Origin of the sequence: Micromonospora sp. NPDC049101, from assembly GCF_040648675.1 — a bacterium.
Lineage (GTDB): Bacteria > Actinomycetota > Actinomycetes > Mycobacteriales > Micromonosporaceae > Micromonospora.
The window spans coordinates 254,692-268,724 of the sequence record NZ_JBEZED010000006.1 but is presented as its reverse complement, the minus strand read 5'-3'; the positions used below and the strand labels follow the sequence as shown (position 1 = coordinate 268,724).

At 71.0% G+C, this 14,033-nt stretch carries 13 protein-coding genes; 10 read left to right on the top strand and 3 right to left on the bottom strand.

Features of this window, described 5'->3' with window-relative positions; translation table 11 throughout:
* The first annotated feature begins 457 nt into the window (after positions 1-457).
* Positions 458-1,549 carry a pentapeptide repeat-containing protein gene (locus AB0B57_RS11040; RefSeq protein ID WP_357067733.1) on the top strand — a complete coding sequence of 364 codons (1,092 nt, stop codon included), beginning with the start codon at positions 458-460 and terminating at the stop codon, positions 1,547-1,549.
* A 100-nt stretch (positions 1,550-1,649) separates the two neighbouring features.
* Positions 1,650-2,090 carry a tyrosine-type recombinase/integrase gene (locus AB0B57_RS11035; RefSeq protein WP_357067731.1) on the top strand — a complete coding sequence of 147 codons (441 nt, stop codon included), beginning with the start codon at positions 1,650-1,652 and terminating at the stop codon, positions 2,088-2,090.
* A gap of 20 nt (positions 2,091-2,110) precedes the next feature.
* Here AB0B57_RS11035 and ychF read toward each other — a convergent pair whose 3' ends face one another.
* A complete protein-coding gene (gene ychF / locus AB0B57_RS11030; RefSeq protein WP_357067729.1) occupies positions 2,111-3,196 on the bottom strand; it encodes a redox-regulated ATPase YchF in 1,086 nt (361 codons plus the stop codon).
* 96 nt (positions 3,197-3,292) lie between these two features.
* Between ychF and AB0B57_RS11025 the strand changes: the two genes are divergently transcribed.
* Positions 3,293-3,862 carry an exonuclease gene (locus AB0B57_RS11025; RefSeq protein WP_357067727.1) on the top strand — a complete coding sequence of 190 codons (570 nt, stop codon included), beginning with the start codon at positions 3,293-3,295 and terminating at the stop codon, positions 3,860-3,862.
* Positions 3,863-3,865: 3 nt separating this feature from the next.
* Here AB0B57_RS11025 and AB0B57_RS11020 read toward each other — a convergent pair whose 3' ends face one another.
* Positions 3,866-4,600, bottom strand: a complete 735-nt coding sequence (locus AB0B57_RS11020; RefSeq protein WP_357067725.1) for a peptidase E — start codon at positions 4,598-4,600, stop codon at positions 3,866-3,868.
* A 129-nt stretch (positions 4,601-4,729) separates the two neighbouring features.
* A complete protein-coding gene (locus AB0B57_RS11015; protein ID WP_357067723.1) occupies positions 4,730-5,278 on the bottom strand; it encodes a hypothetical protein in 549 nt (182 codons plus the stop codon).
* Between the two features lie 140 nt (positions 5,279-5,418).
* Here AB0B57_RS11015 and AB0B57_RS11010 point away from each other — a divergent pair, with 140 nt between their 5' ends.
* The 7 genes from AB0B57_RS11010 (at position 5,419) to AB0B57_RS10980 (ending at position 14,017) form a co-directional block, all read left to right on the top strand.
* Positions 5,419-5,928, top strand: coding sequence for a SigE family RNA polymerase sigma factor (locus AB0B57_RS11010; RefSeq protein WP_357067721.1), 510 nt, complete (start codon positions 5,419-5,421; stop codon positions 5,926-5,928).
* Complete coding sequence (locus AB0B57_RS11005) at positions 5,925-6,494, top strand: hypothetical protein (protein ID WP_357067719.1); 570 nt, start codon at positions 5,925-5,927, stop codon at positions 6,492-6,494. Before AB0B57_RS11010 ends, AB0B57_RS11005 begins: the two co-directional genes overlap by 4 nt.
* Before the next feature lie 245 nt (positions 6,495-6,739).
* The gene (locus tag AB0B57_RS11000; protein WP_357067717.1) at positions 6,740-8,191 is read left to right on the top strand and encodes an FAD-binding oxidoreductase; all 1,452 of its coding nucleotides are present in this window, start codon (positions 6,740-6,742) and stop codon (positions 8,189-8,191) included.
* Between the two features lie 77 nt (positions 8,192-8,268).
* Positions 8,269-9,744, top strand: coding sequence for an AlkA N-terminal domain-containing protein (locus tag AB0B57_RS10995; protein WP_357067715.1), 1,476 nt, complete (start codon positions 8,269-8,271; stop codon positions 9,742-9,744).
* On the top strand, positions 9,741-10,250 hold the full coding sequence (locus AB0B57_RS10990) for a methylated-DNA--[protein]-cysteine S-methyltransferase (protein ID WP_357067713.1): 510 nt from the start codon (positions 9,741-9,743) through the stop codon (positions 10,248-10,250). Before AB0B57_RS10995 ends, AB0B57_RS10990 begins: the two co-directional genes overlap by 4 nt.
* 36 nt (positions 10,251-10,286) lie before the next feature.
* Positions 10,287-12,140 carry an ABC transporter ATP-binding protein gene (locus AB0B57_RS10985; RefSeq protein ID WP_357067711.1) on the top strand — a complete coding sequence of 618 codons (1,854 nt, stop codon included), beginning with the start codon at positions 10,287-10,289 and terminating at the stop codon, positions 12,138-12,140.
* Positions 12,119-14,017, top strand: coding sequence for an ABC transporter ATP-binding protein (locus AB0B57_RS10980; protein ID WP_357067709.1), 1,899 nt, complete (start codon positions 12,119-12,121; stop codon positions 14,015-14,017). The genes AB0B57_RS10985 and AB0B57_RS10980 overlap by 22 nt, the downstream gene beginning before the upstream one ends.
* The last annotated feature ends 16 nt before the right edge of the window (positions 14,018-14,033 follow it).

Sequence of the window (14,033 nt, the reverse complement as noted above, 5' to 3'; positions counted from 1 at the left end):
CCGCCCCACCTGCTCCCCCGCGACAGGCGAGCTGCGATAAGCGTCCTCCGGCGTCCACGGCAGTCCGTCAACGTCGGTCCCTGTCGTCACTCAGTTAGTCACCCAGTCCCACTGGACCAGCCTTAGGTCTCTGTGCCGGGCCGCTCGGTCGGTCGCTCCGTCGTTCCCCCTGATTACGGATTGAACGGGCACGGTCCGGGCACACAATCACCTTCTTGATGTGCCGCCCTACCGTTACCGCTGCGGGCCGTGCCGCAACAGATCGGAGGTAGTTCGATTCTTACCCTCGGCCTGCTTGTGTCGGCCAACCGACAGTGCGGGTCAAGCGGGACCCGTGCAAGATGTCAAGGTGAGATTTGATCGACCAGCGCCGCTGACGCTATGGGGTGACTAGTCGAGCCCTTAGCTGCGCTGATAGCGCCGGTTCCCCTTTTCCGATCGCGACCGAGGTAAACAGATGTCTCACGGGCATGACCACCTGTTCTTTCCTGAGGATCTCATCACAAAGGGAAAATGGTGGCGGCTTGCAAATTGGACAACGGCAGCCGCCCCATCCATTGCGCGCTTGGCTGCAGCCTTAGCGTTGATTGCCACAGTCGCATTCCTGGTCGTAATTGCTCCGGAGATGCTGTTCTCGTCACCTAAGGGCCTATCGCCCGCCGACCAGGTCAAGGCACAGAATGACATCCGCACCGCCCTACTTCAGGCGACAGCCGGACTTGCACTAGTCGCCGGCCTCTATTTCACCGCAAAGACTGTCTCGGTTAATCAGAGAGGGCAGGTGACCGACAGGTTCACCAAGACTGTCGAACAAATCGGCAGCGAGAATGTTGACGTGCGGATCGGCGGCCTCTACTCGCTTGCACGGATAGCTAAGGACTCGCCCGAGTATCGGGCAGAGGTTACAGAGATTGTTGTTCATTACATCCAGGGGCGAGCCCGTGATGTCTCTAGGGAGCAGTTGGATATCGGCGTTGACCCCGTTCCAAGGGACGTCCAAGTCGCTGCTGGCATCTTGGGCCGACGACAGGGGAGGGGGTTGGAAACCAAGACATTGAACCTCTGGGGACGGAATCTAAACAAGACGGACTTCACCAAGGCTCACTTGGCCGACGCCAACCTCTGCTACGCCTACGTAGACAACTCGTACTTCGAGCAAGCAGACTTAAGTGAAGCGACCTTCGTAGCAGCCAAGATGAGGAGCGCTTCTGCATGTAGCGCGAACTTTAGAGGGGCCTTTTTCACTGGCGCTGACGTGAGTGGCACCTACTTTTGCGGTACCGATTTCACGAACGCCTTCTTCGGAGGCGCGGATTTGACCGGCGCGGATTTTAGCGGGCGCAAGGCCGGTGCGCGCTGGGATATTCGGCCTGCGAAAATGAGGGGGGCGAATCTTCGCGGGGCGAAGCTGGAAGGCACCAACTTCTCCGGCGTTGATCTAAGGCGCACCATAGGTCTGACTCAAGCACAGTTGGACGACGCAACGATTGATGCCGAAACTCGCCTACCGGTAGGGCTATCTCCTCGGAAAGCCAGCGGGGAGCCCTAGTCATTGCTGGCTGCCGAGCACGGAACCCAACCATCCCGTATGCCGTCGACCCGCCCTTTGGGAAGCGGGGCACCGCCCGGCCCGCCACGTCAAGCGGACCTTGACGGAGGTTCGGACGCTGGCGGGTCGGGCGGTGGTCTGCTCGGCTCGTCCCCGGGTTGAGGGCAGGGCGGGATGGCCTACCGCAACCACCCACTTACCGCGACGCGCCAACGGTGCCCCGGCCTTCACCACCCGATTCGCCGGCCCGTACCGGCACGACTACTACGGCTCGCTGATCTTCTCGGCGGCCGTCGAGCGAGCCGGGCTACCGAAGGGCACCACGAGTCACGACCTGCGGCACCACTACGCCTCGGTACTGCTGATGCAGGGCGAGTCGGTCATCGTTGTCGCCGAGCGGCTGGGGCACGAGAACGCGACCTTGGTCCTGTCGACGTACGGCCACCTGGTGCCGGACTCGGAGGAACGCACCCGTCGCGCAGTCGATGACGCTTGGGGTTGTGCCCCCGATGTGCCCCAGGGCGACGTTTCAACCGTCTGACCTGCGGGAATAGGCTGAATTCAGACGTTGAAGCGGAACTCCACCACGTCGCCGTCCTGCATGACGTACTCCTTGCCCTCGATGCGGACCTTGCCCGCCGCCTTGGCCGACGACATCGAACCGTGCTCGACCAGGTCGTGGTAGGAGACCACCTCGGCCTTGATGAAGCCGCGCTGGAAGTCGCTGTGGATGACACCCGCGGCCTCCGGCGCGGTCGCGCCGACCGGGACGGTCCAGGCGCGTGCTTCCTTGGGGCCGGCCGTGAGGTACGTCTGGAGGCCGAGCGTGCGGAAGCCGACCCGGACGAGCTGGTTGAGGCCGGGCTCGTTCTGCCCGATCGACTCCAGCAGCTCGCGGGCCTCCTCCTCGGGCAGGTCCACCAGCTCGGATTCGATCTTCGCGTCCATGAAGACGGCTTCGGCGGGGGCGACCAGGGCGCGCAGCTCGTCGAGGAACGTCTCGTTGGCCAGCTCGGCCTCGTCGACGTTGAAGACGTACAGGAAGGGCTTGGTGGTGAGCAGGTGCAGCTCGCGCAGGTGCTCCAGCTCGATCTTGGCGGCGGCGGCCCCGGAGTAGAGGGTGGTGCCGCCGTCGAGCACCTCGATGGCTGCCTTCGCGGCGGCGACCGCGGCGGCCCGGTCCTTGCGGAGCTTGGCTTCCTTCTCCAACCGGGGCAGCGCCTTGTCCAGGGTTTGCAGGTCGGCGAGGATCAGCTCGGTGTTGATCGTCTCGATGTCGTCGGCCGGGGAGATCTTGCCGTCGACGTGCACCACGTTCGGGTCGGAGAAGGCGCGGACGACCTGGCAGATCGCCGAGGCGTCGCGGATGTTGGCCAGGAAGGCGTTGCCCCGACCCTGCCCCTTCGACGCGCCGCGGACCAGGCCGGCGATGTCGACGAACGACACCGGGGCCGGCAGCACCTTCTGCGAGGAGAAGATCTCGGCCAGCTTGCCCAGCCGCTCGTCGGGCAGGCCGACCACGCCGACGTTGGGCTCGATGGTGGCGAACGGATAGTTCGCCGCCAGCACGTCGTTCTTGGTCAACGCGTTGAACAACGTGCTCTTGCCGACGTTGGGCAGGCCGACGATGCCGATGGAAAGACTCACGACCAGCCAGCTTACGCGGGGTGCGGATTATGTCGCGACCGGACCCGGCAAGCGTTGCTACCCTGCCGAACCCGATGTCTCGCTACTGGAGGTGGGATGACCTCGACGTTGCCCGAGCTGTACGTCGCCGTCGATGTGGAGGCGGACGGGCCGATCCCCGGGCCGTACAGCATGATCTCGCTGGGCATGGCCGTGGCCGGCCACCCGGACCTGACCTTCTACACCGAGCTGCGTCCGATCTCCGACGAGTTCGTGCCGGCGGCGCTGGCCGTCTCCGGCCTGGACCGGGACCGCCTGCTGCGGGAGGCACCCACCGCGCAGGACGCGATGTCCGCCGCGGCCACCTGGGTCAACGGGCTGCGCCGGATCGGCCGCCCGGTCTTCCTGGCCGCCCCGGCCGTCTGGGACGGCATGTTCGTGCACTGGTACTTCGTCCGCTTCGTCGGCCACAGCCCGTTCGGTGCCACCGGCTCGGGTGTCGATCTGCGCAGCTACTGGATGGGGCTGACCGGCAGCGAGTGGGTCCAGACCCGCAAGGGCAAGATCAAGCACGAGTTGGGTCTGCACGACGTGCCGCACACGCACCACGCCGGGGAGGACGCCGCCGAGCTGGCGCAGGTCTTCGATGCGGTGCTCCGACGCCAGCCGCCTGCCGAGCAGGCGTGACGCTCAGCCGAGCAGGCGCGGGGCGATGACCGCCTCCCGGACGCTGCCGTCCGCGCCGCGGCTGACCTCGTACGCCGACGCGCCCTCGCGGTCCGCGATCGCCTCGACCAACTGGGTGCCGCGGTAGACCAGGCCGACCCCGTCGTCGGTGCAGTGGCTGGTCGGCAGCGTCCCGTTGCCGACCAGCTCGTGCATGAGCGGACGCCGCTGCCCCTCGCTGTCGTAGTGCACCCCGTTGCCGTACGGCAGCCAGGCCAAGCCCTCGGTGAAGCCGCGCAGGCGCGGGCCGAAGCTGTCGGTGGCGCCGCCGACGTGCCAGCAGATCGAGCCCGCGGAGACCCCGGCCAGCACCACGCCGGCCTGCCAGCACTCGCGCAGGATCTCGTCGAGCCCGTGCACCCGCCACACGGCCACCAGGTTGGCCACGCTGCCACCGTCGACCCAGATCACGTCCTGGGCGAGCAGGTGGGCGCGGATGTCCTCGACGTTCGGCATGGGGAACAGGGCGAGGTGCGACAGCCGGAACCGGGTGTCGGCGAACGCTCCGTAGATGGCGCTCAGCACGGTGGGCTGGTCCCCGATGGCCTGACCGAGATAGCAGACCCGTGGCTGTGGACCGGCCTCGGCCAGCTCGGCCGCCAACTCGAAGACCGGGCTGGGACGCAGGTTGGAGGGGCCGCGGTCGCCGCGGAAGAAGCCCATGCTGGTGGCGAGGATGGTCGGTGCGCTGGCGGGCATCGGGCGTCCTTCCGTCGGTGGTCCGTCGTCCATCCTGCCGCAGCCGCCCGCCGGCACACCGTCGGCCCCAATTCGGTGATCATCGGTTGGTGGGCTGCCTGTCGGTCGAACACCCCGCCAACCCCATCATCAACGCGAGCGTTCCGGGCGGCGCTGGTGCGGCACCCGGGCCTCGGGTCGGGCGGCCGGCGGCAGCTGGGCCTCGGGCTGGAGGGCAGCCGGGGGCAGCTCGGCGAGCGGTCGGTCGGCCGGGGGTAGTTGGGCCGCGGCGGCCCGCGGCAGCGTGAACCGGTCGGCGGCGGCCGGGCCGGCCGACCACGACTCGCGCAGCATCCAGCGCACCTCGTCGGCCGTCCAGCCCAGCCCCTGCCGGGCCGCGATCTCGCGAACCAACCGTCGGCCGGCCCGGGTGTCGTCGTCGTAGAAGCGCATGCACCAGTGGTGTGTCCACATGCCGAGCGCCCGCAGGCCCGCGTCGTCGAGGGAGTCGACCAACCGGCCGCAGGCGGTGTCGGCGAAGGCCCGCTCGGAGTCGGTCGCCCGGTCCCGGTCGATGGCGCCCCGGGCGGCGGGTGCGACGGCCCGCATCCGGCGGTAGAGGGACTGCGCCACCGCGCGGGGCAGCGGCGGGAACGTGCCCGGTGTCGACGCCGCCGCCCAACCCGCCACGCTCGCCATGTCGCGCCACCCCTTCTTGAATTGGTGGCCGGACGTTACCCGTCCCGACCGACACTTCCGGGGCGGAAAAACCCGGCAGATCGCGGATAGCCACGATGACCTGCGGCGTCTGTATCTGTGACAACGAAACGGAGGTGTGGGTGGACGAGGACGAGCGGGCTCGGCTGGCCGAGTTCGTCGGCAACCGGACGCCGGCGCTGATGCGGGTCGCGTACCTGCTGACCGGGGACCACACCGCCGCCGAGGATCTGTTCCAGTCGGCGTTGGCGCGGACCATCCCGAAGTGGGGGTCCATCCGACACGCCGATCCCGAGGGCTATCTGCGCGTGGTGATGTACCGCGAGCAGATCAGCTGGTGGCGACGACTGCGCCGGTGGCGGGAGACGCCGCTCAACCCGGCGGACGAACCGGTCGGCGTCGATCCGAGCGGCGGCTCCGACGTGCGGTTGGCGATGCGCGCCGCGCTGCGCCACCTGCCACCGACCCAGCGGACGGTGGTGGTCCTGCGCTACTACGAGGACCTGCCCGAAGCCCGGGTCGCCGAGCTGCTCGGCTGCTCCGTGGGCACGGTACGCAGCCGTACCCACCGGGCTGTCACGCGCCTGCGCGAGCTGCTGCCGGAGGTCGAAATGCTGGAGGTACGGCGATGACCGATCCCTTCGAGCACCTCATCCGCTGCACCCTCACCGACCTGGCCGAGGAGGCACCGATCGTGCATGACCAGTTGAACCGAGCGGAACGGCGGGTGCGCAACCGGCGCCGCGCCACGGTGACGATGGGGGCGGTCGGCACCCTCGCGGCGATCCTCATCGCCACTCCGCTCGCTCTCGCCTCGACCGGCTCGGGCGAGGCCCCACCGGCCGCACCCAGCCCGGCGGGTCCGGCGGCCGTGCCCGGCCCGCCCGCGCCCGAGTCGACGGTTGCACCGAGCCCCGGCGGCGCGAAACAGGACCCGGGGACGCGGCCGGGCGCGCCCGGCAAGCCCGGTGCGCCCGGTGATACCGCTGATGCCCCGGGGATGCCCGGTGCTCCCGGGGTGCCCGGGGTACCCGGGGATACCGGCGAATCTGGAGTGCCCGGTACGCCCGGGGTGCCCGGTGCGCCTGGGGTGCCCGCTACGCCTGGTGATCCGTCGCCGATGAACCCGCCCGGCGCGCCGGCTGCGCCGTTGAACCCATCCGGCGCGCCGATAGCCACCCCGACTGTGTCGCGCTGAGCGGAACCGGTCAGGTCGACGGCCTCCTCGCCCCGGCCTGACCGGCCCACCGTGGCCGGCTCCGGCGGCAGCGCCAGCGCAGGGTCCGACCGGAGATACCTGTCACCTCCCCCACCCCGGCGAGCGCAGCGCGGCTCCGTGACCAGCGCGCACCCGCCCACCGGGTTTGCCGAGGCCGGTAAGCCCGCCCATCCTTGGGCCATGACCGATCTCGGGCACCCGACGTGCGAGCCGTGGGGGCGACGATGAGCACCGCCATGCCCCGGGTGCCCGCCTCGCTCACCGGGCAGATCGTCACACCCGGCGACCGCCGGTACGCGCAGCTGCGCTCCACGTACACCACCACGGCGTCGCCGGCCGCCGTGCTGCTGCCGAAGACCACGGCCCAGGTGGTCGACGCGTTGCGCTATGCGCGGGAGCAACGGCTGCCGATCGCCGTCCGCAGCGGCGGGCACGGCTTCTCCGGGGCCTCCTCGAACAACGGTGGAGTGGTCATCGACCTGTCCATGCTCAACCGCGTGCAGGTGCTCGACGAGCGGGCCGGGCTGGTCCGGGTCGAGGCCGGTGCCCGCTGGGCGAACGTCGCGAAGGCGTTGGCACCGTACGGCCTGGTGGTCAGCTCGGGTGACTACGGCGGCGTCGGGGTCGGCGGTCTGGCTACCGGCGGCGGGGTCGGCTGGCTGGTCCGCGCCCACGGCCTCACCATCGACCGCGTCCGCGCCGTCGAGGTGGTGCTCGCCGACGGGACGCTGGTACGCGCGGACGCCGCGCACGAGCCGGAGCTGTTCTGGCTGGTCCGTGGTGCCGGAGCTGGTGCGGGGATCGTGGTGGCCTTCGAGATCGAGGCCGTCGAGCAACGCAACGTCGGCGTGACGCAGGTGGTCGTCGAGGCGCATCCGGACGGGCGCACCGTCCGGGAGTGGACGGCCTACCTCGCGCAGGCCCCACGGGAGTTGTCCGCGGCGGCGATGGTGTTCGCGGACGGGCGTTCGGCACTCATGTCCATCACCGCCGTGGTGGCCGCCGAGAGCCTGCGCCGGGCGCGGCCCGCGGTGGAGCCGCTGCTCGCCATCGGCAAGGTGCTCGAACACCGCACCGACCTGCTGCCCTACCCGACCCTGGTGCCGACCGCGCACCTCAACCCCAACGTCGGCCAGCAGCGCGGCACTACCACCAACGGCCTGTTCACCGGGCTGAACGACGCGGGGGCGCGGGCCGTGATGCGAGCCGTGACCGGGCCGGGGCGCGCGGTGGTGCAGCTCCGCTCGCTGGGCGGGGCGGTCAACGACGTGGCTCCCGACGCGACCGCGTACTCCCATCGCCACCAGGACACCCTGGTCATCGCCTCGGTGTTCCCACCGCAGGGCGGTGCGGCGTTGGACGCCGCCTGGCGGTCCGTCGGGGCGCGGGCCGACGGCGCGTACGTCAACTTCGAGAGCCGACCGGACCCGGCCGCGTTCGCCCGGATCTACCCGGGCGAGACCGGGGCCCGGGTGCGGCGGCTGTGGAAGCGGTACGACCCGGACGGCGTCTTCCGGTCCGCCCTGCTGACCGGCCAGCCACAGCGCGCCACCCAGCCGAACCGTGCCGCGCAGCCCAACCGTGCCGCCCAGCCGAATCGTGCCGCGCAGCCGAGTCGTGCCGGCCAGCCCACCGGGGTCGGCCAACCTCATCGGCGTCGCCGTCGTCCCCGTTGACGGGCCCCTGCTCACCGGCACGGCAAGGTCCGATTCCCGCCAGCCGACGGCGGGTCGAGCGGGGCATGATCGGTGACATGGAGCTGGACTTCGAGCGGTGTTACCGGGCCGTGGACAGTCGTGACCAACGGTTCGACGGTTGGTTCTACACGGGCGTGACGTCCACCGGCATCTACTGCCGGCCGTCCTGCCCGGCGATCACACCCAAGCGGCAGAACGTCCGGTTCTTTCCGTCCGCCGCCGCCGCGCAGGGTGTCGGGCTGCGCGCCTGCCGCCGCTGCCGGCCGGACGCCGCGCCGGGCTCACCCCTGTGGGACGTCCGCGCGGACGTGGTCGGCCGCGCGATGCGGCTGATCGCCGACGGGGTGGTCGACCGGGACGGCGTACCGGGGTTGGCCTCCCGACTGGGCTACACCGAACGGCACCTGCACCGGATGCTGCGCGCCGAGATGGGCGCCGGGCCGCTCGCACTGGCCCGGGCCCAGCGGGCGCAGACCGCCCGGATCCTGATCGAGACCACAAGCCTCTCGATGGCGGAGATCGCGTTCGCCGCCGGCTTCGGCAGCGTCCGACAGTTCAACGACACGCTCCGCGAGGTGTACGCGAGTGCCCCGTCCGACCTGCGGACGGCTCGCGGCGGTCAGCAGGCGTCGACCGGTGCGGGGACCATCGCGCTCCGGCTGGCGTACCGTCCGCCGCTGCACGCGGGCGCGCTGCTGGACTTCTTCGCGGTGCGGGCGCTGCCCGGCGTGGACGAGGTGCGCGATGGGGCGTACCACCGGGGTTTGCGGTTGCCGCACGGCACCGGCGAGGTGGCGCTGACCCCGGCGGCCGGGCACGTGGCGGCGACGCTGCGGTTGACCGACGTCCGTGACCTGGCGCCCGCGGTGGCCCGGTGTCGCCGGCTGCTCGACCTGGACGCGGACCCGGCCGCCATCGACGCCACGCTGGCCGCCGACCCGGCGCTGGCCCCCGCGGTGGCGGCGGAACCCGGCATCCGGGTCCCCCGAGCGGTAGACGGCTTCGAAATGGCCGTCCGAGCCATCATCGGCCAACAAATCTCCCTACCCGCCGCCAAAAAAACCCTAACCCGCCTCCTAACCGCCTCCCTCCGCCCGGTTGATCATGAGGTTATTGCCACCGACTCCGGCGTGTCGGGACAACAACTCCATGATCACCGGGGGTTTTTGAGCGCGGAGGAACTGTTGTCGCTGCCGGACTCGGGGTTTGGGATGCCGGTGGGGCGGCGGGAGACATTGCGGGGGGTGGCTCGGGCGGTGGTTGACGGGTCGGTCGATCTGGGGGCTTCGGCGGATCGGGGGGAGGCCGTCCGGGGGTTGCTTGCGCTGCCTGGTATTGGGCCGTGGACCGCCAACTATTTGGCCATGCGCGCCTTCGGCGACCCGGACATCCTGCTCAGCACCGACCTCGCGGTCCGCCGCGGCGCCGCCGCCCTCGGCCTGCCCGACAACCCGACAAACCTCGACCGGTACGCCGAGCGTTGGCGTCCCTGGCGGTCCTACGCAACGATGAGACTCTGGAGAGCGGCATGAGCATCGACAGCACCGTAATGAGCACGCCGGCCGGCCCGTTGAGCATCCTCGCCGGCCCGGACGGCGACGTACGAGCGGCCGGCTTCACCCCGGACCCGGCGGCGCTGCTGCCCCTGGTCCACCCGAGCCTGCGGGCGCCGGTGCGCGAACGGGCCGACCTCGGCCCGGTCAGCGCGGCGGTCCGGTCCTACCTGGACGGCGACCTCGGCGCCATCGACACGGTGCCGGTGCGGCAGCGCACCGGCGGGGAGTTCATGGCGCACGCCTGGCAGGTGCTGCGCGAGGTGCCGGCGGGCACCCCGGTCACCTACACCGGGTACGCCGCGCTGGCCGGTCGACCACCGGCGGTGCGGGCCGCCGCGGCGGCGTGCGCCCGGAACGCGGCGGCACTGTTCGTGCCCTGCCACCGGGTGCTGCGCACCGATGGCACGCTCGGCGGGTACCGCTGGGGGCTGGACGTGAAGACGTGGCTTCTCGGTCATGAGCGGCGCCTGACAGCAAGCTGACACCGGCTCCGGCCGCCATTGACGCTACCGTCTGGTATGCCTCTGCGGAGCGACGGCGACCCGGCCACCCCGGTCGCCGCGCCCCGGCACCCGTTGCACAACCTCTGGCGGTTGCGTCCCTACCTGCGCCCGTACGCCGCCGAGTTCGCCTGGCTGCTCGTCGCGGGCCTGGCGGGCACGGCGGCCGGGATCGCCGTGCCGCTGGTCGTGCAGCGGGTGGTGGACGGGCCGGCGGCCCGGCACGAACCGGCCGGGCTGCTCCAGCTCGGCGGCCTGGCGCTGCTGCTCGGCGTCGTCGAGGCGGTGCTCATCTTCATCCGCCGGTGGGTGCAGTCGTCCTCGGCCGTGGGCATGGAGGCGGCGCTGCGCGCCGACGTCTACGCCCACCTGCAACGGCTGCCGACGAGCTTCCACGACCGCTGGCAGTCCGGCCAGTTGCTCTCCCGAATCACCAGCGACCTGTCGGTGATCCGCCGGTTCCTCTCCTTCGGCGTGTTCTTCCTGCTGCTCAACCTGACCACCTACGTGGTCGTGGTCGTGCTGCTGGTCAACCTGCACCCGATGCTCGGGGCGCTGGTCGCGGCCAGCTCGGTGCCGCTGCTGCTGATCAGCCGCCGGTTCGGGCGGCACTACCATGCCGCGTCCCGGCGGATGCAGGACCAGCAGGGCGACGTGGCGACCCTGGTCGAGGAGACCGCGCAGGGTCTGCGCACCATGAAGGCGTACGGCCGGGGGCCGGAACTGGCCGCCCGCTTCGCGGTGGGGGCACAGCGGGTGCACGACACGGGCGTGGGCAAGGCGCGGCTGCTGGCCAACACCTCGGCGTTGCTCGACCTGGTGCCCAACGTGACCCTGGGCGTGGTGCTGGTGGCCGGGGCGGCCGCCGCCGCGAAGGGTGCGCTGACCATCGGCGAGTTGGTCGCGTTCGTCAGCCTGCAACTGATGCTCATCTGGCCGGTGCAGTCGCTGGGTTGGATCATCGCCAACGGTCAGGAGGCCGCCACCGCCGCCGACCGGCTCCAGGAGGTGCTGGACACCCCACCGGAGATCGTGGACTCTCCCGGCGCGCTCGCCCTGACCCGCGACGCCGTGCACGGCCAACTCCGCATCGAGCGGGTCTCGTTCAGCTACCCGGGTGGCACCGCGCCGGTGCTACGCGGGATCGACCTGGTCATCGAGCCGGGCGAGACGCTCGCCCTGGTCGGTGCCACCGGCTCCGGCAAGAGCACGCTGCTCTCGCTGGTGCCCCGGCTGCAGGAGGTGACCGCCGGCCGGATCACTCTGGACGGGCACGACCTGCGCGATCTACGGCTGGCCTCGCTGCGCCGGCTGGTCGGGGTGGCGTTCGAGGAGCCCACGCTCTTCTCCATGTCGGTGCGGGAGAACCTCACCCTGGGGCGCCCGGACGCCGGCGACGACGATGTCCGGGCGGCCCTCGCGCTGGCCCAGGCCGACTTCGCGTACGAGCTGCCGTGGGGGTTGGCCACCCGGGTCGGTGAGCAGGGGATCTCCCTCTCCGGTGGGCAGCGGCAGCGACTCGCGTTGGCACGGGCCGTGCTCGGCCGACCGGCGGTGCTGGTGCTCGACGACCCCCTGTCCGCGCTCGACGTGCACACCGAGGCACTTGTCGAGGGGGCACTGCGACAGGTGCTGCGCGACAGTACCGCGCTGCTGGTGGTGCACCGGCCGTCGACGATCGCCCTGGCCGACCGGGTCGCCCTGCTCGAGGACGGGCGGATCACCGCCGTGGGCCGGCACTCCGACCTGCTGGCCACCGTTCCGGCGTACCGGGCGCTGCTGGCAGCCGACCCACCCACCGGGCACCCACCGGCGGCCGACGCCGGCCCGCGCCCGTCCGCCTCCGGCGGATGGGGGCTGGTGCGCTCGTGACCGTGCCGCAGCAGGGCGACCCACCGCCGGAGGAGGAACCGGAGCTGACCCGGTGGCGCGGGACCGCCACGGACCCGGAGGCCGACCGGAGTCGGGCCGAGGACACCGCACCCGAGGCGGTGGCCCGGCTGCGCCGGCTCAGCCGGACTCTGCTCGCCGAGCAGCTCCGACCACACCGGGGGCGACTCGCCGCCGCCGTCGGCCTGCTGCTGACCCAGAACGCCGCCGCGATGGCCGGGCCGTACCTGGTCATGATCGGCATCGATCGGGCCATCGCGCCGCTGCGCGCCGGCGACGCCCGCCCGCTGGTCGCGGTCGCCGCGGCGTTCGTGGTGGCCGCGTTGACCGAGTACGCGGCCCGACGTGGGTTCCTCACCCTCTCCGCCCGGATCGGTCAGGCCGTCCTGCTCGACCTGCGGCAGCGCGTGTTCGGGCACTTCCTGCGATTGTCCGTGGGCTTCCACGAGCGGTACACCTCAGGTCGGATGGTCTCCCGGCTCACCAGTGACCTCGACTCGATCGCCGAGCTTGTCGACGGTGGGATCGACAACCTGGTGATGGCCGGGTTGTCGATGCTGTCGGTGGCCGCCATCCTGCTCTGGCTGGACCTGCCGCTGGCCGCCGTGACGCTGCTCGCCTTTCCGTTCCTGTTCTGGCTCTCCCGCTGGTTCGCCCGGTCGTCGGCGAGCGCGTACCGGCGGACCCGGGACGCGGTCGCGCTTGTCATCGTGCACTTCGTCGAGTCGATGCGGGGCATCCGGGCGGTGCAGGCGTTCCGCCGGGAGCCGCGCAACCAACGGATCTTCGTGGCGCTCGGCGACGACTACCGACGAACCAGCCTGCTCACGTTCCGCCTGATCGCCACGTACTCGCCGGCGATCAAGCTGATCGGCAACGTCACCGTGGCGGTGGTGCTCTGCTACGGCGGCTGGCGGGTGCTCGACGGGCAGACCGAGGTGGGCGTGCTCGCCGCGTTCCTGCTCTACCTGCGTCGTTTCTTCGAGCCGATGCAGGAGCTGAGCCAGTTCTACAACTCGCTCCAGTCGGCCACGGCGGCACTGGAGAAGCTGGCCGGGGTGCTCGACGAACGGCCAGCCGTCGCCGAGCCGGCCCGACCCACACCGCTGCCGACCGGGCCCGGGCGCGGCGAGTTGACCTTCCGGGCGGTTTCCTTCGGCTACCGGGCCGGCGCCCCGATCCTCGGCGGGCTGGAGCTGACCGTGTCGGCCGGGCAGACGGTGGCACTGATCGGGCCGACCGGCGCGGGCAAGTCGACGATCGCCAAGCTGGTCGCCCGTTTCCACGACCCGGACACCGGCACGGTCCGGCTGGACGGGGTCGACCTGCGTGACGTGAGCGACGCCGACCTGCGTCGCGCCGTGGTGTTGGTGACCCAGGAGAACCACCTGTTCAGTGGGACCGTCGCGGAGAACATCAGGTTCGGCCGCCCCGGCGCGGACGACGAGACGGTCCAGGCCGCCGCGCGGGCGATCGGCGCGCACGACTTCATCGCCGCCCTACCCGAGGGGTACGCGACCCAGGTGCACCGGCGCGGCGGCCGACTCTCCGCCGGGCAACGCCAACTTGTCGCGTTCGCCCGGGCGTTCCTGGCCGACCCGACCGTGCTGATCCTGGACGAGGCGACGTCGTCGCTGGACGTGCCGACCGAACGGCTGGTACAGCGCGCACTCGGCACCATCCTGCGCGACCGCACCGCCCTGGTCATCGCGCACCGACTCTCCACCGTGGAAACCGCCGACCGGGTGCTCGTCCTCGACGACGGGCAGGTCGTCGAGGACGGCCCACCCGCCGTGCTGGCCGAGGCCGACGGCCGGTACGCGGCCCTGCACCGGCAGTGGCGCGACTCGCTGATCTGACCCAGCGATGCGCTAA